General features: G+C 44.5%; 21 protein-coding genes. 14 read left to right on the top strand and 7 right to left on the bottom strand.

The genetic code is table 11. The features are described from left to right. Positions 1 to 20 precede the first annotated feature (20 nt). The 7 genes from miaB (at position 21) to groL (ending at position 6509) form a co-directional block, all read left to right on the top strand. On the top strand, positions 21 to 1466 hold the full coding sequence (gene miaB, locus BTO09_RS08890; protein WP_087525533.1) for a tRNA (N6-isopentenyl adenosine(37)-C2)-methylthiotransferase MiaB: 1446 nt from the start codon (positions 21 to 23) through the stop codon (positions 1464 to 1466). An 8-nt stretch (positions 1467 to 1474) separates the two neighbouring features. After that, on the top strand, positions 1475 to 2755 hold the full coding sequence (locus tag BTO09_RS08885) for a sigma-54-dependent Fis family transcriptional regulator (RefSeq protein ID WP_087524433.1): 1281 nt from the start codon (positions 1475 to 1477) through the stop codon (positions 2753 to 2755). A gap of 1 nt (position 2756) precedes the next feature. Beyond that, on the top strand, positions 2757 to 3260 hold the full coding sequence (locus BTO09_RS08880) for an LptE family protein (RefSeq protein ID WP_087524432.1): 504 nt from the start codon (positions 2757 to 2759) through the stop codon (positions 3258 to 3260). Between the two features lies 1 nt (position 3261). Then, positions 3262 to 4113, top strand: a complete 852-nt coding sequence (locus tag BTO09_RS08875) for a hypothetical protein (RefSeq protein ID WP_087524431.1) — start codon at positions 3262 to 3264, stop codon at positions 4111 to 4113. Next, the gene (gene secG / locus BTO09_RS08870; RefSeq protein ID WP_087524430.1) at positions 4100 to 4435 is read left to right on the top strand and encodes a preprotein translocase subunit SecG; all 336 of its coding nucleotides are present in this window, start codon (positions 4100 to 4102) and stop codon (positions 4433 to 4435) included. Before BTO09_RS08875 ends, secG begins: the two co-directional genes overlap by 14 nt. A 141-nt stretch (positions 4436 to 4576) precedes the next feature. Continuing rightward, positions 4577 to 4852, top strand: a complete 276-nt coding sequence (gene groES / locus BTO09_RS08865) for a co-chaperone GroES (protein WP_087524429.1) — start codon at positions 4577 to 4579, stop codon at positions 4850 to 4852. 25 nt (positions 4853 to 4877) lie between these two features. After that, positions 4878 to 6509: a chaperonin GroEL gene (groL, locus tag BTO09_RS08860; protein WP_087524428.1), complete on the top strand. Its 1632-nt coding sequence runs from the start codon at positions 4878 to 4880 to the stop codon at positions 6507 to 6509. A gap of 71 nt (positions 6510 to 6580) precedes the next feature. Here the strand turns inward: groL and BTO09_RS08855 are convergent, their stop codons facing one another. The 5 genes from BTO09_RS08855 to xrtF are packed head-to-tail and all read right to left on the bottom strand — an operon-like array spanning position 6581 to position 8830. Beyond that, positions 6581 to 6802, bottom strand: coding sequence for a hypothetical protein (locus tag BTO09_RS08855; protein WP_087524427.1), 222 nt, complete (start codon positions 6800 to 6802; stop codon positions 6581 to 6583). Between the two features lie 16 nt (positions 6803 to 6818). Beyond that, a complete protein-coding gene (locus BTO09_RS08850; RefSeq protein WP_087524426.1) occupies positions 6819 to 7229 on the bottom strand; it encodes a hypothetical protein in 411 nt (136 codons plus the stop codon). A 12-nt stretch (positions 7230 to 7241) separates the two neighbouring features. Next, complete coding sequence (locus tag BTO09_RS08845; RefSeq protein WP_157663473.1) at positions 7242 to 7823, bottom strand: DUF3347 domain-containing protein; 582 nt, start codon at positions 7821 to 7823, stop codon at positions 7242 to 7244. Positions 7824 to 7851: 28 nt separating this feature from the next. Next, entirely contained in the window at positions 7852 to 8289 is a 438-nt protein-coding gene (locus BTO09_RS08840; RefSeq protein WP_087524424.1) for an exosortase F system-associated protein, read from the bottom strand. Next, positions 8282 to 8830 (bottom strand): exosortase family protein XrtF, encoded by a 549-nt coding sequence (gene xrtF, locus BTO09_RS08835; protein WP_087524423.1) that lies wholly within the window; start codon positions 8828 to 8830, stop codon positions 8282 to 8284. The genes BTO09_RS08840 and xrtF overlap by 8 nt, the downstream gene beginning before the upstream one ends. 121 nt (positions 8831 to 8951) lie before the next feature. Between xrtF and BTO09_RS08830 the strand changes: the two genes are divergently transcribed. Then, positions 8952 to 9407, top strand: a complete 456-nt coding sequence (locus BTO09_RS08830) for a GAF domain-containing protein (RefSeq protein ID WP_087524422.1) — start codon at positions 8952 to 8954, stop codon at positions 9405 to 9407. A 182-nt stretch (positions 9408 to 9589) separates the two neighbouring features. Here BTO09_RS08830 and BTO09_RS08825 read toward each other — a convergent pair whose 3' ends face one another. Further along, complete coding sequence (locus BTO09_RS08825; RefSeq protein ID WP_087524421.1) at positions 9590 to 10846, bottom strand: ABC transporter permease; 1257 nt, start codon at positions 10844 to 10846, stop codon at positions 9590 to 9592. A 135-nt stretch (positions 10847 to 10981) separates the two neighbouring features. Between BTO09_RS08825 and purH the strand changes: the two genes are divergently transcribed. The 6 genes from purH (at position 10982) to rodA (ending at position 18111) form a co-directional block, all read left to right on the top strand. Beyond that, complete coding sequence (purH, locus tag BTO09_RS08820; protein WP_087524420.1) at positions 10982 to 12514, top strand: bifunctional phosphoribosylaminoimidazolecarboxamide formyltransferase/IMP cyclohydrolase; 1533 nt, start codon at positions 10982 to 10984, stop codon at positions 12512 to 12514. A gap of 114 nt (positions 12515 to 12628) precedes the next feature. After that, positions 12629 to 13657, top strand: a complete 1029-nt coding sequence (locus tag BTO09_RS08815) for a rod shape-determining protein (protein WP_087524419.1) — start codon at positions 12629 to 12631, stop codon at positions 13655 to 13657. A 12-nt stretch (positions 13658 to 13669) separates the two neighbouring features. Continuing rightward, positions 13670 to 14494 (top strand): rod shape-determining protein MreC, encoded by an 825-nt coding sequence (gene mreC / locus BTO09_RS08810; protein WP_087524418.1) that lies wholly within the window; start codon positions 13670 to 13672, stop codon positions 14492 to 14494. Next, a complete protein-coding gene (locus BTO09_RS08805; protein ID WP_087524417.1) occupies positions 14484 to 14990 on the top strand; it encodes a rod shape-determining protein MreD in 507 nt (168 codons plus the stop codon). The genes mreC and BTO09_RS08805 overlap by 11 nt, the downstream gene beginning before the upstream one ends. Beyond that, a complete protein-coding gene (gene mrdA, locus BTO09_RS08800) occupies positions 14987 to 16855 on the top strand; it encodes a penicillin-binding protein 2 (protein WP_087524416.1) in 1869 nt (622 codons plus the stop codon). Before BTO09_RS08805 ends, mrdA begins: the two co-directional genes overlap by 4 nt. After that, on the top strand, positions 16855 to 18111 hold the full coding sequence (rodA, locus tag BTO09_RS08795) for a rod shape-determining protein RodA (protein WP_087524415.1): 1257 nt from the start codon (positions 16855 to 16857) through the stop codon (positions 18109 to 18111). The genes mrdA and rodA overlap by 1 nt, the downstream gene beginning before the upstream one ends. Here rodA and BTO09_RS08790 read toward each other — a convergent pair. Next, positions 18108 to 18911 carry a DNA/RNA non-specific endonuclease gene (locus tag BTO09_RS08790; RefSeq protein WP_087524414.1) on the bottom strand — a complete coding sequence of 268 codons (804 nt, stop codon included), beginning with the start codon at positions 18909 to 18911 and terminating at the stop codon, positions 18108 to 18110. The genes rodA and BTO09_RS08790 overlap by 4 nt on opposite strands. Between the last annotated feature and the right edge of the window lies 1 nt (position 18912).

The raw sequence follows: 18912 nt of genomic DNA, 5'->3' as shown, positions 1-18912 counted from the left end.
ACAACTGGGCCGAACCCGATATGGAGAAGATAATAGACGAGAACAAACAGGGCACTACCCTGATAACAGAAGCAAATGCGACCAACACCCGCAAACTGTTCATTGAGAGCTATGGCTGTCAAATGAATTTTAGCGACAGTGAGATCGTGGCTTCTATTTTAGCAAAAGAAGGTTTCAACACCACCCAGAATCTTGAGGATGCTGATCTTGTATTGGTCAATACCTGCAGTATTCGCGACAAAGCAGAACAAACTGTTCGCAAGCGCTTGGAGAAATACAATGCGGTAAAAAAGATCAACCCAGGCATGAAAGTAGGCGTTTTGGGCTGTATGGCCGAACGTCTTAAAAGCAAGTTCTTAGAAGAAGAAAAGATAGTTGACCTTGTTGTAGGTCCGGATGCGTATAAAGACCTTCCGAACCTGATCGCAGAGGTAGACGATGGCCGAGAAGCTGTAAATGTGATTCTTTCGAAAGAGGAAACCTATGGTGATATCACTCCAGTTCGCTTGGGCGGAAACGGTGTAACGGCTTTTGTGAGCATTACCCGCGGCTGTGACAATATGTGTACTTTCTGCGTTGTGCCATTTACTCGCGGACGCGAGCGAAGCAGAGACCCAAAGAGTATTTTAGACGAGGTCAATGACTTGGCGGCCAAAGGCTACAAAGAAATTACGCTACTTGGACAAAATGTAGATAGTTATCTATGGTATGGCGGCGGCCTGAAAAAGGATTTTAAGAAAGCCAGTCCGATGCAGCAAGCTACTGCGACAGACTTTGCCAAATTGCTGCGGATGGTAGCCACTGCACAACCCAAAATGCGCATTCGCTTTTCGACTTCGAATCCGCAGGACATGACAGAAGACGTGCTCCACGCTATGGCTGCGCATCGGAATATCTGTAATTATATTCACCTGCCGGTACAAAGCGGAAGCACAAGAATTCTTAAAGAAATGAATCGTCAGCATACTCGTGAGGAGTATATGGCCCTAATAGATAAGGTGCGCGAGATCATTCCGGATTGCGGTATCTCTCAAGATATGATCGCAGGTTTCCCAACAGAGACCGAAGAAGATCACCAAGACACCTTAAGCCTTATGGAATATGTGAAATACGACTTTGGTTTCATGTTCATCTATTCCGAGCGACCAGGAACCATGGCTGCACGAAAAATGGAAGATGATGTACCAGAAGCTGTAAAGAAAAGACGTCTTACAGAGATCATCGACTTACAACAAAAACACTCAGCTTACCGTACCAAGAATTTTGTGGGTAAGACCGTAGAGATCCTCATAGAAAAGGAATCCCGCCGAAGCGATGCACATTGGAGTGGACGCAGTTCGCAAAACACCGTAGCTGTGTTCCCAAAAGAACACTATAAAGTTGGAGATTTTGTGATGGTGAAGATAAACGACTGCACTAGCACTACGCTTTTGGGCGAGGCTGTGGGTTATAGCGAGAACCAGTAATAACAATTATGGAATCAGTACAAGCCACAAAACAGCGATTCGGGATCATAGGAAATGACCCCAAGCTCAACCGCGCCATAGAAAAGGCCATTCAGGTGGCCCCTACCGATATCTCGGTCTTGGTGACGGGAGAAAGTGGTGTGGGTAAAGAAAGTATTCCGAAGATCATACATTCATTATCTCATAGAAAACACGGCAAGTATATTGCGGTAAACTGCGGAGCTATTCCAGAAGGAACCATAGATTCCGAACTTTTCGGACACGAGAAAGGCGCCTTTACCGGAGCGACAGCAACGCGTAGTGGATATTTTGAAGTGGCTGATGGAGGAACCATCTTTTTAGATGAAGTTGGTGAACTCCCCCTGCCTACTCAAGTGCGCTTATTGCGTGTACTAGAGAATGGTGAATTCTTAAAAGTAGGGTCCAGCAAGACCCAAAAGACCGATGTACGCATAGTTGCCGCCACCAATGTGGACATGGCAGAGGCTATATCCAAAGGAAAGTTTAGAGAAGATCTTTACTATCGATTAAGCACGGTGGAGATCAATCTGCCGCCGCTGCGCGAACGGTCAGAAGACATACATTTGCTCTTTAGAAAGTTTGCCACAGACTTTGCTCAGAAATACAAGATGCCAACCATTCGTTTGGACGAACAGGCCACGGATCTGTTGCTCAAATACCGCTGGGGAGGGAACATCCGTCAGTTGAGAAATATCGCCGAGCAGATCTCTGTATTAGAACAAGAGCGGACCATTTCTTACGATACGCTAAAAAGCTACTTGCCCGATGTGGGTAGCAATTTGCCGGCCGTGATCAATCCGAAGAAATCCGAAAGCGACTTCGCCTCGGAACGCGAGATCCTTTACAAAGTGCTCTTTGATATGCAACGCGATGTGAACGATCTTAAAAAGCTTACCTTGGAGCTGTTGCGCAACGATGATTCAGAAACCGTTCAGCGCGAACATTCTGGACTGATCAACAAGATCTACGCCGACGAAGAACCAGATACGGAGTACAGTGAGGTAGTGCCTTCTCCCCGCAGAGAGCTGGTTGTACCTTCTGATGTAGAAGTGATCAGTTTTAACGACAATAACGGCCAAAGCGCAGAAGATAAGTACCATTTTGCCGAAGAGATCGAAGAAGAAGAGACCCTTTCGCTTCAGGAAAAAGAATTGGAACTCATCAAGAAATCATTAGAAAAATACAACGGGAAACGCAAGGCAGCTGCAGAAGAATTGGGAATTTCAGAACGCACCTTGTACCGAAAAATAAAGCAATATAATTTATAGGATGCGCATAGCTCAATGGATCTTACTTTTGGCCGTTAGCCTTAGTTTTAACAGCTGTAAATACTACTCCTTTACCGGAGCAGATGTGGGGAACGCCAAGACCTTTCAGGTGAATTTCTTTCAGAACCAAGCTGCGATAATTGAGCCTGGGATCGATCTAAAATTTACCAATGACCTGCAAGATCTTATCGTGAATCAGACCAGTTTGGAATTGGTTACGGCCAATGCAGACCTGACTTACGAAGGAGAGATCGTGCAGTACTACATTGCACCTATAACGGCTACAGCGCAGAATACTGCCGCACAGAACCGATTGACCATCTCGGTACAAGTGCGTTTTTACAATAAATTGGACGACACCAAGGACTTGCAGCAACGCTTTAGTTTCTATTTCGACTTTGACGGAGATGCTAACCTTACCGGCTCCAGACGAGACGATGTGATAGACGAGATCTACACCCGATTGACACAAGATATCTTTAACGCTACTCTGGCCCGCTGGTAAATTGAACACGCAAGAATTCACATATCTCGCCCAGAACCCAGGCACTGTCAACGCAGAGCATCAGCAGCAATTGCAAGAGATCTTGTCGACATTCCCTTACTTTCAGGCAGCGCATGCCTTGCAACTCAAAGCCTTGAAGAACAGCAGAAGCTTTAAGTACAACGATGCCTTAAAACGCACCGCAGCACATACTACAGATAGGGCTATACTTTTTGATTTTATTACTTCTGAGGTTTTCTTGCAAGATGAGATCGCTCATAAGATAAAACATCAGCATACCGATCTCAACGAAATTGAATTGGTAGATGTTCAAGAGGTGAGCGCTACGCCACTTGAACTAGAGCAAAAGCTCAAATCTGAATTGCAAAAGGCCAAGGCTGTACTAGACCCCGATCTGTTCTTAAAGATCGGAGAACCGGAACCCTTAGAAAGCATAGAAAATGCTCCTCTGGAATTTAAGAAGGAGGACAAGCATTCCTTTGCGATCTGGCTGCAGTTGGCTCAAGTAAACCCGGTAGAACGAACTCAAGAAGAAACAGCTCCAAAGCCAGATGCCAAGGAAGAAAGATTTAAACTGATCGACGCCTTTTTGAGCAATAGCCCTAAGATAGATCCTGAGGAAGAAGTGAGCTCCACCAAAAATCTGGCGAAGCCATTTACCAAAACCTCGGACTCCTTAATGACAGAGACCTTAGCCAAGGTTTATCTGCAGCAAAAAAACTATAAAAAAGCCATTCAAGCGTACAAAATTTTAAGTTTGAAAAATCCCGAAAAAAGTGGTTTCTTTGCAGACCAAATTCGGGCGATAAAGAAAATAATGGCCCAAAACACAAAAGACAATGACGGCGTTTAATATATTTCTGATCCTGATCATTCTGATCGCTTTTCTACTGGTAGTAGTAGTAATGGTACAAAACCCAAAAGGAGGCGGACTTTCTTCTACCTTTGGAGGTGGCGGAGGTCAGCAGATCGGTGGTGTAAAGAAAACAGGAGACTTTTTAGATAAAAGTACCTGGACACTAGCAGTGCTGCTTTTGGCTTTGATCTTGCTTTCTAACATCCCTATTATGGATGGTGGCGGATTAGGCGAATCTAAAGCCATTGACGGCGACACTCCTGTGCAAACCGAAGTTCCTGCCACAGACGGTTCTCCGGTTCAGACAGATGAGCAGTAAACTCCAAACGACATTTAAAAAATGCCAGCTTATATGACAAGCTGGCATTTTTTTTTCGATTGTGTCAGTGGAAAATCCAATGGCACAATTTCTGCCTTAAGGCAAGCGTAATTTTAATTAAACCAAAAAACACAAATAGATATGGGCTTAAATATTCAACCCCTGGCTGACCGGGTTTTGATTGAACCACAAGAGGCCGAGACCAAAACTGCATCGGGTATCTACATTCCTGATTCTGCCAAAGAAAAGCCACAACAAGGAAAAGTTGTCGCTGTTGGAAAAGGCAAGAAAGATCACGAAATGACTGTAAAAGTTGGAGATACGGTGCTGTACGGAAAGTATTCAGGCAGCGAACTTAAGTTGGAAGGCCGTGATTATCTGATCATGCGCGAAGACGACATTTTAGCAATTATCTAATCGAGAATAATTAAAGAACACAACCATGGCAAAAGATATAAAATTTGACATTGAAGCAAGAGACAGCATCAAACGCGGTGTAGACGCTTTGGCCAATGCAGTAAAGGTAACCTTGGGACCAAAAGGTCGTAACGTTATCATTAGTAAATCCTTCGGGGCTCCACAAGTCACCAAGGATGGTGTTACTGTTGCCAAAGAAGTTGAGCTAGAAGATGCACTAGAGAACATGGGCGCTCAGATGGTAAAAGAAGTTGCTTCTAAGACCAACGACTTGGCTGGTGACGGAACAACTACTGCAACTGTACTTGCGCAAGCCATAGTAAAAGAAGGGCTTAAGAACGTAGCTGCAGGTGCTAATCCAATGGACCTTAAGCGCGGAATCGACAAAGCTGTTGAGGCATTGACCGCCGATCTTGAAAAGCAATCTACCAAAGTGGGTAGCTCTAGCGAGAAGATCATGCAAGTAGCTTCTATTTCTGCCAATAACGATCCGGTTATCGGAGAGCTTATTGCCGAAGCATTTAGCAAAGTTGGTAAAGAAGGAGTTATCACTGTAGAAGAGGCCAAAGGAACAGAGACTTATGTAGATGTGGTAGAAGGAATGCAGTTTGACCGCGGTTACCTATCACCATACTTTGTTACCAACAGCGAGAAAATGAACGCTGAATTGGAGAACCCAATGATCTTGCTTTGCGACAAGAAGATCTCTGCTATGAAAGATCTACTTCCTGTGCTTGAGCCAATTGCGCAACAGAGCCGTACGCTGCTTATCATTGCAGAAGATGTAGACGGAGAAGCTTTGGCTACCTTGGTAGTGAACAAGCTGCGTGGATCTTTGAAGATCGCGGCTGTTAAGGCTCCTGGATTTGGAGACCGCAGAAAAGCAATGCTAGAAGATATTGCTATTCTTACCGGAGGAACCGTGATCTCAGAAGATCGTGGATTCACCTTGGAGAATGCAACCATTGATATGCTAGGAACTGCAGAGACCGTAACCATCGATAAGGACAATACGACCATTGTTAATGGTGCTGGCAAAAAAGCAGATATCACAGCTCGTGTGAACCAGATCAAATCTCAGATCGAAACTACCACTAGCGATTACGACAAAGAGAAACTACAGGAGCGTTTGGCTAAATTGGCCGGAGGTGTTGCTGTACTCTACGTAGGTGCTGCTTCTGAGGTAGAGATGAAAGAGAAGAAAGACCGCGTAGACGACGCCCTACACGCCACTCGTGCCGCTGTAGAAGAAGGTATCGTTGCCGGAGGTGGAGTTGCCTTGGTTCGCGCTAAGAAAGTGTTAGAAAAATTGACCACAGACAACCTAGACGAGACCACAGGAGTTCAGATCATCGCACGTGCTATAGAAGAGCCGTTGCGCCAGATCGTAGAGAACGCAGGTGGCGAAGGTTCTGTAGTAGTGAGCAAGGTAATGGAAGGCAGCAAAGCTTTTGGTTACAACGCAAAGAACGACACTTATGTAGACATGCTTAAGGAAGGTATCATTGACCCGAAGAAGGTGACGCGTATCGCTTTAGAGAACGCTTCTTCTGTGGCTGGAATGATCCTTACTACAGAATGTGCTTTGGTAGACATCAAGGAAGATACTCCTGCCATGCCTCCAATGGGCGGCGGCGGAATGCCAGGCATGATGTAATATCTGCATCAATATAAAACAGAAGCGCTCCCAAATAGGAGCGCTTTTTTTTATGTAAGATTATTTTAGAACTAAGTGCTGCTTTTCTCCTTCCAATCTCTGTAGAGTGCAAAAAGACTTAGCGCAACCAAAGTGATAACGAGCGGGTAGATCACCAAGAGATCTGATCGTACGATCATTTCAGGTTCTTCTTGGGTCTTTAACCACTCCTCTACTCTTGAATTCCAGATAAAGGCCCCAATAATGACCACTATGGTCATAGCGTATAAAAGGATGCGTTTGGTGATTTTCATGAATTAAAGGTACTAATTATCTGTTTTGCTTTAGCGTTTCAAAGGCCTTCTGGCCATTCGCTATGGCAGCTAACATTTGGGTTTTAAGTGCTTGAACACTTAGCGCGTACTTCTTTAAGCTGTCTTGTTTTGCAGCCGTCAAGGGTTTGCCTTTGTTGATCTCTTCAAAGTCGAAGGCAGTTCCAAAATCCTGCATCCAATCCATCATGGCATCGTTAGCAGCTTCTAGCTCGTCTATTACAGCTTGTTGCTTCTCGCTGCGGATACTATCTGGCAAACTTTCGCTAAGCTGCTCTTGCAAACGCGAGATAGTCGTCATTTTAGGCATGAGTTCGTCGTGAACGGCGACTACCGCCTCCATTTCGTTTTGACAGGATAACAGCGCCAAACTTGCAACGATCACACTTAAAAAATGACGTAAATTCATAAAGTTAGCGCATTAATTGGTCGCTTCGGATTCGAAAGTATCTGCAACACGTCCGCAATTAAGCATCATATCACCAAAATACGGATTGTAGATCTCCTTAGAGTTGGATAGCCAATAAGCTCCGGTATTGTTAAAGGCCATAGGGCAATATTGTTTGTATACCTCGCCACCTTCTAAGTTATCTACCACTAGTTGCTCTACAATTGGAGTAAGTCTGTTGAATCCTTCTCGTTGCGCAGCAATTTCTTTAGATTCCATTACGAACTGAGCGGCTAAGAAGGTCTCCTCTTCTACTCCAAGATTAGAAAAAGCTGTAAGCAGTTCGTCTGCCGCTTTAGAAGAAGCCTCACTGTCTGTATTGACCAAGGCAGTTTTAAGTTCTATATACGCCTTATAGACATCTCCTACCTTTGGATCTTTAAAGGTGGCGGTTGCTGCTGCAGCTTCGTATTTAGGTTTACTTGCTTGAGGGGCTTCGGTAGTGTTCTCTACCGCAGTATCTGTTGTAGTTTCTTCGGCTTGTTTTGCCTCATTCTTACAGGCAGTGAAGACCAAAAAGACCATGAGAATACTCAAAAATGAATAGCGTTTCATAGTATAGATTTTAGAATACAAATATACTTCAACCAGCGGCATTTGAATTGCTCATTTCATAATAAAATGCCGGGATGAGCAAGATAAGAATCAACGGCTGTATCAAAAAACGGCGGATGTAGAATAACCCTTCTAAAGGAGGTTGTTTTAACGCAATTAACACCCAAAAGGCTGTAAAAAATAGGACAAATGCCACAGCTAACACAAGGAAACTCAATCGTGTCTTGGAACGATTGTTAAACCACAAATGAATGACGCCAACGGTGATTGCAGCAGTGATCCAAAAGCGCAGTGCCATAACAGCAAGAAGTTTAGCAGTAGCTATTTCTGGTAGAGGCTGTCCCTGATATTGCCCTTTGAAAAAAGCGTCTAGCGGGTCGTAGAACCAATCCGCAGCAAACATCCGCAAGACCACTAAAAGCCCTAACAGCACTACAATGAACAGTATGCGAAGGCTGCTATTCATAGGATCTCCTCTTTTTGAAAACTCCTACCCAAAGCATCCAGAGCAAAGCCACCAAACCGTAGATCAGCGCCGGAAAAACAACCTGATGCAACAAGGGTTCCTTCTCTGGGTAATGATAAAGTGCGATAGCCAAGATCGCGATGCGAACTAAATTTACACCATAGATCAGCACCGCTCCTCCAAAGACAAACAAAAGCGTCTTCTTAAATGCCTTTTTAAATGCAATCACAAAACTGACAAACAGGATAATGATACTTACGGCATTGCAGCCCTCTATGATCCGCGCCACCAGATCTCCGTTAACAAAGAGTTGTAATTCAGGGGTTCCGCCAGATGCGAGCACTTTTGCCTCATAACCCCAGCCGTTTATAATAGCCTGGGATTGCTCACCAACCAATGCGGTCAGCGGATCTATCGCTTGCTGCGCCGTGGTCATTGTGATATAGATTAGATACAGCAAGGACAGGCCTAGATAGACGCCGAAAAAACGTCCTAGGAATATAAAAACCGCTCTGTGTTCTGTAAAGATCTTGCGAAGCATGCGACTGCCTATTGGTCAAATTTAGACAAAATGTTCGAGCCTCGAGATTTTTAAATTTCACAACTAATGGGTTAGAATAAATCCCAAGTGCTTCTTACCTTTGACCTTTATATTTTTTGCTATGAATCTATCTGCATTAAAACCGCAAGTACAATCCCTGATCGAAACGCATAAAAGCAACCCAGATGCCGCCATGCAAGGCATTTGCGATCTATTGCAAGCCGAAGTAGCCCATTATGATTGGGTGGGATTCTACTTTGCCGATCACGACAAACGCGTACTACATCTTGGAAAATTTGCAGGAGAGCCAACCGATCATACCACCATTCCATTTGGCAAAGGTATCTGCGGACAAGTGGCAGAATCTAATGCAAATTTTGTGGTGCCGGACGTAAAAGCACAAGACAACTACATAGCCTGCAGCATTACCGTTAAGGCAGAGATAGTGATTCCTTTATTCAAAGACGGGGTAAATATTGGTCAGATCGATATTGATAGCAATACCATAGATCCGTTCACTACTGCGGACGAGGAGTTTCTAACTTGGGTAAACGCTCAATTGGCAGAGATACTTTAAAGGAGGCAACCCGAATTCTGTGATAGAACTTTGTAATGAGGCTTTAAAATACAATAAAACAAGGCGTTTTGCTAATTTTAGGCATAGCAGCGCTACGCTAAAATTATAAAACGAAACATAGTGTCTTGTTTTGAAGTAGTTTAAAGACGGAATAAATTTTCTATTCCAGAATGCGGGTTCAATTACATTCCTGTACGTATAGCCTCAACAGGATCTAATCGAGAGGCAGAAATGGCTGGAATGATCCCCGAGATCAGACCGATAAAGACCGAGATGCCTGTTCCTATAAACATATTCCAAGGCGAGAGGACAAACTCAAAATCGCCAGTGGCCTGAGAGGCTACAATCGATGCCAGATAGACCAGGATCAGCCCTATAAGCCCACCAATGATGGCCAAAATAATGGCCTCAAAAAGGAATTGGAACAAGATGAATTTGTTCTTGGCTCCAAGTGATTTTTGAATACCAATGAGGTTGGTCCGCTCCTTCACGCTCACAAACATAATGTTGGCAATACCAAATCCACCCACCAAAAGGGAGAATCCACTAATGATCCAGCCGATCACATTGAGCTGGCCGGTGATACTGTCTATAGCATCTGAGAATCCTTGGAGTTGATTTAAAAAGAAGTTGTTGGAATCGTCTGAGCGCAAACCTCTAAAATTCCGCATTTTAGCCGTGAGTGCCGCGTTGAATTCGCCTTGATCAACACCTGCTTCTGGCTTTATCACTATGAATGGAAAAACAGATTTGTTGTTGTCTCCAAAAATGCGTCGCCCAATATTCACCGGTAAAAAGGTGGCAACGTCTTTACTACCACCAAAGAGGCCTCGCCCTTCTTTTTCCATGACTCCGATCACCGTGAGTCGTCTACCGTAAACGCGCAGGCGTTTCCCAATGGCTTCGTCTGCCCCACCAAAAAGGGTGTTGGCTACTTCGTCTCCAATGACAATTACCGGGGCTCCCCGAACAGATTCAGATTCGTTAAAGAAACGACCGGATTGCAGTTTTATGTCCTCTATGCGTGTCTGCTGATCGGTCACAAATATCATCTCTACATTCTCAATGAAATTCTCCTCAAAACGCACTGTTTCTGGAGCCACATTGATCTGATAAGACGCCCCGTACACATCTGGGACCTGACGCAAGATCATTTGATATTCTTCATAGGTCACATCTGGAAACTGTTCTCGCTTCCAAATAGGAATGTCTGTCGGCCCAAAGGAGAATCGCGCTAGAAATAGTGTTCGGTTGTCCAAAGAAGATATACTGCCTTCTATCTCACGCTTAAGTGAATCTACTGCCGCCAAGACACCGATTATGGAAAAAATTCCGATGGTCACCCCTAAAAGCGAAAGAAAGGTTCTGAGCTTGTTGTTCTTCAGTGCGCTGATAGCGAACACAAAGCTTTCTTTTAGGATGCGGAAATATATCAACATGGGTTATTCAGCGCTTTTTAAAACCAGCAAGACTGCGGCTTTGTTTCTATTACGAAGATAAGACGTTTTCGGTAATGATATGTTACAATTTTGCTAATGAAATCCGTACTTTTGCCCTTTAAAATTTTTACTTCGATGAGCGGCACAAAACAAATTCAATCGGCACTGATCAGTGTATTTCACAAAGACGGACTAGAACCTATCGTTAAAAAACTTCACGAATACGGCGTTACCCTTTATTCTACCGGAGGTACAGAGCGTTTTATAAAGGAGCTGGGAATTCCCGTGATCGCGATTGAAGATGTGACCAGTTACCCTTCTATTTTAGGCGGACGTGTTAAGACCTTGCACCCAAAAGTTTTTGGCGGGATATTGAACCGCCAGGATCACGAAGGTGATGTTGAAGAGATGGCGAAATTTGAGATCCCGCAATTGGATTTGGTGATTGTAGACCTCTACCCATTTGAAAAAACGGTTGCCTCTGGTGCCCCGGAACAAGACATCATTGAAAAGATCGACATTGGAGGTATTTCCTTGATCCGCGCTGCAGCAAAGAACTTCAAAGACACTGTTTGCGTGTCCTCTATGGAAGATTATGATGACTTCTTGCAGCTCATCACCGAAAGTGGCGGTAGCACCACCATGGCAGATCGCAAGAAATTCGCAGCCCGCTCATTCAATGTCTCTTCACATTACGATACAGCTATTTTCAATTACTTCAACGCCGATCACGAGATCGCTGCCTTGAAGGTAAGTGAAACCCAAGGCAAGGTATTGCGTTACGGAGAGAACCCGCATCAGCGTGGATTCTTCTTCGGAGATTTTGATGCCATGTTCGACAAACTTCACGGTAAAGAGCTTAGCTACAACAACCTCTTGGACGTAGACGCCGCTGTTACTTTAATGCTGGAATTTTGGGGTGAGGCACCGACCTTTGCCATTTTAAAACACAATAACGCCTGCGGAATTGCGCAGCGCGATACCGTTCACCAAGCTTATGTTGATGCTTTGGCTGGCGATCCTGTTTCTGCCTTTGGAGGGATCTTGATCTGTAACACCACTATCGATGCAGCTACTGCGGAGGAGATCCACAAGCTGTTCTGCGAAGTGGTCATTGCTCCAGACTTTGATGCCGATGCCCTAGAGATCTTAAAAGGGAAAAAGAATCGCATCATGTTAAAATTGAAGCAAACGGCCTTACCAGAGACCATAGTTCGCTCCTGCCTTAACGGAGCTTTGGTTCAAGACAGAGATCACAAAACAGACTCCGCAGAAGATTTAACACAGGCCACCGACAATAAACCGTCAGATTCTGAGTTAGCAGATTTACTATTCGCAAGTAAAGTGTGTAAGCACACCAAGTCCAACACCATTGTTTTGGCCAAAGGGAAACAACTTTGTGCCAGCGGAACCGGACAAACTTCGCGAGTAGATGCGCTCCGACAAGCCATAGACAAAGCAAGATCGTTTGATTTTGACCTCGACGGCGCGGTGATGGCCAGCGATGCTTTCTTCCCTTTCCCTGACTGTGTTGAGATAGCAGACAAGGCCGGAATAAAAGCAGTGATCCAACCGGGTGGTTCTATCAAAGATCAGCTCAGCATTGATTACTGTAACGCCAATGGAATGGCTATGGTTATGACCGGAACGCGTCATTTTAAACACTAGAAGAAAATTCGGCTTCACTAGTGCGCTAAAAGTCGAGCGGACTTCATTAATTTTATTACTTTTGTGTGACACTGATCTTCAGGCCACTAATTTAAAAGCTGCACGCACTATTTTATGGGATTTTTCGACTTCTTAACAGAGGAAATAGCAATCGATCTGGGCACTGCTAACACCCTTATTATTCACAATGACAAGGTGGTTGTGGATGCGCCTTCTATTGTTGCAAGAGACCGTTCCTCCGGGAAGATCATCGCCGTTGGTCGCGAGGCCAATATGATGCAAGGAAAGACCCACGAGAATATCAAAACGATTCGCCCGCTAAAGGACGGTGTAATTGCAGACTTTGACGCTTCGGAATCGATGATCAATATGTTCATTAAAGATATTCCGGCAATTAAAAAGAAGCTCTTTAAGCCTGGTCTGCGCATTGTAATCTGTATTCCAAGTGGAATTACAGAGGTAGAGATGCGCGCTGTAAAAGAATCCGCAGAAAAAGTAAACGGAAAGGAAGTTTATCTGATCCACGAGCCAATGGCAGCTGCAATTGGTATCGGAATAGACATCATGCAACCCAAAGGGAACATGATCGTTGACATTGGAGGAGGAACTACCGAGATCGCCGTAATTGCTTTAGGAGGTATCGTATGTGACAAGTCTGTGAAGATAGCAGGAGACGGTTTTACCAACGACATCATTTACTATATGCGTACCCAGCACAACCTGTATGTTGGAGAGCGCACGGCAGAGAAGATCAAGATCCAGATCGGTGCTGCTATAGAAGATCTGGAACTTCCGCCAGACGACATGGCTGTACAAGGTCGTGACTTACTCACCGGGAAACCAAAACAGATCCAAACTTCTTATCGCGAAATAGCGAAAGCCCTTGATAAGTCCATTCTGCGCATTGAAGATGCTGTGATGGAAACTTTATCGCAAACGCCACCAGAACTGGCTGCAGACATTTACAACTCCGGAATCTATTTGGCCGGAGGTGGTTCTATGCTTCGTGGATTGGACAAACGCCTGTCTCAAAAAACAGATCTGCCCGTTTATATTGCAGAAGATCCGCTACGCGCAGTAGTTCGCGGTACCGGAATTTGTTTGAAAAACTTAAACAAGTACAAAAGTGTGTTGATCCCGTAATAAACCCCAAGCATGCAACAGCTTATTAATTTCTTTATTCGAAAGAGGCATTTTCTGTTGTTCTGCTTGTTGGTGCTCCTTGGGCTCTATTTCACATTTCAATCCAGATCCTATCACTCGGGAAAATACCTCAGCGCCGCCAATGGTTTAAGCGGAACGCTTTTGAGTTGGACCTCGGGTATTGGGGAATACTTCGATCTGAAAGCACAAAACGAACTCCTCCAACAAGAAAACAGTCAATTGCGAGAAGCTGTTGGCAACGTGGACTCTGTTTATCGCAGACAAGCTATGCGGAGTTCTTTATTCGCTGATGTGGACTATATTCCCGCAAAGGTCATTGATAATAATTACAGCAGAACCAAAAATTACCTCACCCTAAAAGGTGGAGAAAGAGATGGGGTCCAGTCGGGAATGGGAGTTGTTAGCCCCAATGGGATACTAGGGATCATAGACAAGACCTCAGAAGGTTATGCCACAGTCCTTTCCATCTTGAATACCCAATCTAGCATCAATGCTAAACTGACCAAATCCAATCATTTTGGAACCCTGCAATGGGACACCCGAGACCCTAATGTGGTGCAATTGATAGACGTACAGCGATTAGCGCCTTTGGCAATAGGAGATAGCATAGTGACCGGCGGGCGATCAACTATATTTCCTGCAGGGATACCCATAGGAAGTATTGAAAGTTATGAACTCGATCAATCTGGGAATTACTACGTGGTACAGATCCGTTTGTTCAACGATATGACCAGTTTAGGACCAGCCTATGTGATTCGCATTGCCGATGCTCCAGAGATCCAAGAATTAGAAGCCAGTATACCCAATGAAGAATGAGGTGATCTCCAATAGCGTCCGATTCGTAGCCCTTCTGCTCTTGCAGGTGCTACTGCTTAACAATATTGCGCTGTTTGGCTATATAGTGCCCTTTCTTTATGTGATCTACATCTTACGGTTCCCGGTTAGTGGTAATCGAACCGTATTATTGCTGAGTAGTTTCTTTTTAGGACTTTTAGTTGATGTATTTAGCAATACGGGAGGGGTTCACGCCGTTGCAAGTGTATGTATGGCATATTCCAGACCCTTTTTTTTAAAGACCTCCTTTGGAATAAGCTACGAATACAATGTGGTCAAGATCATAGAAATGCCGCTTGGAGGCATTATCACTTATGTGCTCGGTGCGGTTTTGGTTCATCATTCGGTTTTGTTTTGTCTGGAGATCTTTAGTACAGACCATCTGTTGTTGATCCTTAAATCGACCCTGTTCTCAGTGGGCTTTAGTAGCCTTCTGATCCTGATCAGTTTTATTCTTTTAGGTTCGAAAAAACGATGAGAAAACTTTTGCTTTTAGGACTGACGCTTTGCAGTGGCCTTGTGTTTGCCGCTCGGCTTTTCTATCTGCAGATCTACGATTCTAGTTTTCAGAAACTCTCGGAGAACAACGCCATAAAAATGGTCTACGACTATCCGGAGCGCGGTTATATCTTTGATCGCAATGGGGAATTGATGGTTGCCAACCAGCCGGCTTACGATATTATGGTGATCCCCAGAAATGTAAAAGATCTGGACACCCTCGCCTTTATTACAGATATGGGCATCACCAAAGAGGAATTCGACAGAAAACTAAAAAAAGCTTGGACCTATTCTCCGCGCATCCCATCGCCTTTTATGCCGCAACTCACCAAGGAAGAGTTTGCAGCTTTACAGGAGAAAATGTACCAGTACAAGGGCTTCTTTATTCAAAAACGCTCTTTACGCGACTATCAAGTTGATCATTCTGCCAACGTTCTGGGTTTTATTGGAGAGGTCAATGAGGCCATAATGAACCGCAACCCGTATTATCGATTGGGAGACTACATTGGGATGACAGGTGTAGAGAAACAATACGAAGATATCCTAAGAGGTGTCAAAGGAGTAAAATACATTCAAAAAGACAGATTCAATCGCGATATAGGCCCTTATAAAGATGGAATTTTCGACACTATTCCTGTATCTGGAAGAGACATAGTATTGACCTTGGATGCCGAATTGCAGGCCTACGGACAATTGCTCATGCAAAACAAACGCGGCGGTATAGTCGCCATAGAACCTAAGACCGGAGAGATTCTTTCGCTGATCACAGCGCCCTCATATGATCCGGATTATTTGGTAGGCCGAAAACGATCTAAGAATTATACTGGGCTATACAACGATTCCATTGCAAAACCTTTATTTGACAGGGTCTTGGAAGGACAATATGCACCAGGCTCGCCGTTTAAAGCGCTAACCTCACTTATAGGCATGCAAGAAGGCGTTGTCACCGCAGAAGAACGTATTAGTTGCAGTGGTGCTTATTACTACGGCGGACGCAAACCCCTGGGTTGCCATGCCCACAGAAGTCCTCTTGATATGGTTGGAGGTATAGCCAACAGTTGCAATACCTACTTCTGTACCATTTACCGAAGAACCATTGAAAAATATGACAGTCCGCAAGAAGGTATAGACGCCTGGCATGATCATTTGGAGAGTTTCGGTCTGGGGAATTATATGGGTTATGACTTACCCAGCGGTCGGAAGGGATACATTCCAGACTCCGGATTTTATAACCGCAGTTACAATTACCCAAAATATCGCTGGTATGCAACGGCAACCATTTCTAATGCCATTGGCCAAGGGGAAGTTACCATGACACCAATGCAAATGGCACATACCGCAGCGGTCATTGCCAACAAAGGATGGTTCTACAGGCCGCACATTATCAAACAGATCAAAGGTGTGGATACGCTTCCGCAGAAATATACCGAGAAACACTACACTACTATTGATCCGGAGCATTTTGAACCGGTCATAGAAGGCATGTTCGACGTGTACAACGAAGGAACCGCAAAGTTCATTCAGGTGCCGGGTATTGAGATCTGTGGAAAAACGGGGACTGCAGAGAACTTCATGCGTATAGATGGCGAGGTGGTTCAGCTTACAGACCACTCAATCTTTGTTGCGTTCGCCCCGAAGGATGATCCGAAGATCGCGTTGGCTGTATTTGTAGAAAACGGATATTGGGGTTCTCGATGGGCAGGACGCATAGCAGGCCTGATGATCGAAAAGTACTTGCGTGGAGAAATTAGTCGTAAGGACATGGAAGATTTTGTGATAAACGGCAGTCTTGAAGAGGAATATGCCAAGCCTTTTTCTGGGGAGCCTTTCATAATCAATCAATAATGCAGCGCAACAGTACTTTACAAAACATAGACTGGATAACGGTTATCTTGTATTTGCTTTTGGTGGGTATGGGATGGATGAACATATACTCCGCTTCTCTTTCTGATTCCGCTGTTTCTTTCACCGACCTGGGAAATATTTACGCAAAACAGTTGTTTTTTATAGGCCTTAGCCTGGTGCTCATTGTTTTTATACTCGCGGTTGAGGCTAAGTTCTACGAACGCTTTTCTAGCGTTATCTATTTGTTGGCCTTGGCGAGTTTATTGGGCCTATTTGTTTTTGGAAAGGATATCAACGGGGCTAAAAGTTGGTATTCCTTTGGTGCTTTCGGACTGCAACCTTCGGAATTTGCAAAAGCGGCAACAGCCCTAGCTTTGAGTAAATATCTGAGCGACATTCAGACCAACGTAAGGCTGTTCAACCATCAGCTTAAAGCGTTTCTGATAATTATACTACCTGCTCTGTTTATCATTCCACAACCCGACCCAGGTAGTGCCTTGATATTCACAGCCCTTATTTTCCCGCTCTATAGAGAAGGCTTAAGCTTTATTTATTTACTACTCGGTTTCATTGTGGCCTTCTTATTTGTAGCGACCCTCTTGATCGGCGCTTATTGGGTAGCCGCAGGGGTAGCAGCAATTGCGGTTGTGCTTTGGATCAAGAACAGGAAAAAGAGAAGGAATCTGGGTAAATATGTGATCATTACGGGCGCCTGTGTAGCTTTTGCCTTTTCGGTAAGCTATATATTCAATAATGTTTTTGAGCAGCGTCACCGCGACCGATTCAATATTGTTCTTGGCAAGGAAGTAGATACTCGCGGTATTGGATATAACACTAACCAAAGTGAGATAGCCATTGGCAGTGGTGGTTTTTGGGGCAAGGGTTGGACAAAAGGCACTCAGACCAAAGGGAATTTTGTTCCGGAGCAGCATACCGATTATATTTTCAGCACCGTTGGCGAAGAATGGGGATTTTTAGGCAGTATCATTGTGGTGATCCTCTTTTTGTGGTTGATCATTCGACTGCTGATCTTGGCTGAGCGACAAAAACAACAATTCGCGCGGGTATATGGTTATAGTGTGGCCGCTATCTTATTCTTCCACTTCTTTGTGAATATTGGGATGGTAACCGGACTATTCCCAACGGTAGGGATCCCGTTGCCCTTTTTCTCCTATGGCGGATCTGCCCTATGGGGATTCACCATCTTGCTGTTCATCTTTGTAAAGTTAGATTCCAGCAACTTTATCAATCGCTAGTCGATATTGTAGTACAACCTATCTATTCGCTGTTCTAGTTGCTGCTGAGTTGCTTCAGGCAGGCCGGCAAAAAAGTCTATTCCGGTAGCCGCTTCTATCTCATCCACAGAAACAATAAAATCCGAATACCGTCTTGCATCCTCACTATGAGGAATCAGAAAGGCAATGACTCGGTAATCATCTCTATACGTATCGACCACGATCTTATAAAAGGCCTTGGGCACAGTAACCTGCTCCGAACCAATGGCGTCCATCGGATCTTTTAATACCCCTCCAGCGATCACAAAAACACCGTCATTCTCTTCTGCCCAACGCCTAACGCGCTGTTCTAGATAATTCCACACCCCGCTGTTAAATTCGTGCAGTTGGGGGCTTATATTGCTGGTATAGAAGGTGTCTTTAAAGGCATCGTAATTGAATTCCATATCTGCGGCAGCGACCAAATGCCCACGATCGTAGCCTGAATTCTTATAATTGCGCCAATGCGCCGACTTAGATTTCACCTTCGGATCCTGCTCAAAATAAGGCCTGTCGTAATTGTTATCGACCACTTGAGCCTTGCGCAGCTCATAGGCCACCCACTCCGCCTGCTCATGGGTCTCGTTATAGGAAAGCGTATAATAATCATGCTGTACTATCTGATCTCCGGAAGGCAAAATAGCATTAGAAAAATTGGCACTGGCCTTCTCAATGGAAACCTCCTTACTACCAATTGGATTTCGGTCTACATAGCGCTCTGCGTAGTACAGCGCAACGGTCACAACAACAATGAGTATGGGGTAAATGTACTTTCTGTTCATC

The sequence above is a fragment of the Gilvibacter sp. SZ-19 genome (assembly GCF_002163875.1).
Taxonomy (GTDB): Bacteria; Bacteroidota; Bacteroidia; order Flavobacteriales; family Flavobacteriaceae; genus Gilvibacter.
This window is presented reverse-complemented; position numbering and strand designations above follow the sequence as displayed.

Bases quoted from the DNA above. Each gene is read 5' to 3' on its own strand.
- miaB (WP_087525533.1), top strand. From the start codon at position 21: ATGGAGAAGATAATAGACGAGAACAAACAGGGCACTACCCTGATAACA.
- BTO09_RS08885 (WP_087524433.1), top strand. From the start codon at position 1,475: ATGGAATCAGTACAAGCCACAAAACAGCGATTCGGGATCATAGGAAAT.
- BTO09_RS08880 (WP_087524432.1), top strand. From the start codon at position 2,757: ATGCGCATAGCTCAATGGATCTTACTTTTGGCCGTTAGCCTTAGTTTT.
- secG (WP_087524430.1), top strand. From the start codon at position 4,100: ATGACGGCGTTTAATATATTTCTGATCCTGATCATTCTGATCGCTTTT.
- groES (WP_087524429.1), top strand. From the start codon at position 4,577: ATGGGCTTAAATATTCAACCCCTGGCTGACCGGGTTTTGATTGAACCA.
- groL (WP_087524428.1), top strand. From the start codon at position 4,878: ATGGCAAAAGATATAAAATTTGACATTGAAGCAAGAGACAGCATCAAA.
- BTO09_RS08855 (WP_087524427.1), bottom strand. From the start codon at position 6,802: ATGAAAATCACCAAACGCATCCTTTTATACGCTATGACCATAGTGGTC.
- BTO09_RS08850 (WP_087524426.1), bottom strand. From the start codon at position 7,229: ATGAATTTACGTCATTTTTTAAGTGTGATCGTTGCAAGTTTGGCGCTG.
- BTO09_RS08845 (WP_157663473.1), bottom strand. From the start codon at position 7,823: ATGAAACGCTATTCATTTTTGAGTATTCTCATGGTCTTTTTGGTCTTC.
- BTO09_RS08840 (WP_087524424.1), bottom strand. From the start codon at position 8,289: ATGAATAGCAGCCTTCGCATACTGTTCATTGTAGTGCTGTTAGGGCTT.
- xrtF (WP_087524423.1), bottom strand. From the start codon at position 8,830: ATGCTTCGCAAGATCTTTACAGAACACAGAGCGGTTTTTATATTCCTA.
- BTO09_RS08830 (WP_087524422.1), top strand. From the start codon at position 8,952: ATGAATCTATCTGCATTAAAACCGCAAGTACAATCCCTGATCGAAACG.
- BTO09_RS08825 (WP_087524421.1), bottom strand. From the start codon at position 10,846: ATGTTGATATATTTCCGCATCCTAAAAGAAAGCTTTGTGTTCGCTATC.
- purH (WP_087524420.1), top strand. From the start codon at position 10,982: ATGAGCGGCACAAAACAAATTCAATCGGCACTGATCAGTGTATTTCAC.
- BTO09_RS08815 (WP_087524419.1), top strand. From the start codon at position 12,629: ATGGGATTTTTCGACTTCTTAACAGAGGAAATAGCAATCGATCTGGGC.
- mreC (WP_087524418.1), top strand. From the start codon at position 13,670: ATGCAACAGCTTATTAATTTCTTTATTCGAAAGAGGCATTTTCTGTTG.
- BTO09_RS08805 (WP_087524417.1), top strand. From the start codon at position 14,484: ATGAAGAATGAGGTGATCTCCAATAGCGTCCGATTCGTAGCCCTTCTG.
- mrdA (WP_087524416.1), top strand. From the start codon at position 14,987: ATGAGAAAACTTTTGCTTTTAGGACTGACGCTTTGCAGTGGCCTTGTG.
- rodA (WP_087524415.1), top strand. From the start codon at position 16,855: ATGCAGCGCAACAGTACTTTACAAAACATAGACTGGATAACGGTTATC.
- BTO09_RS08790 (WP_087524414.1), bottom strand. From the start codon at position 18,911: ATGAACAGAAAGTACATTTACCCCATACTCATTGTTGTTGTGACCGTT.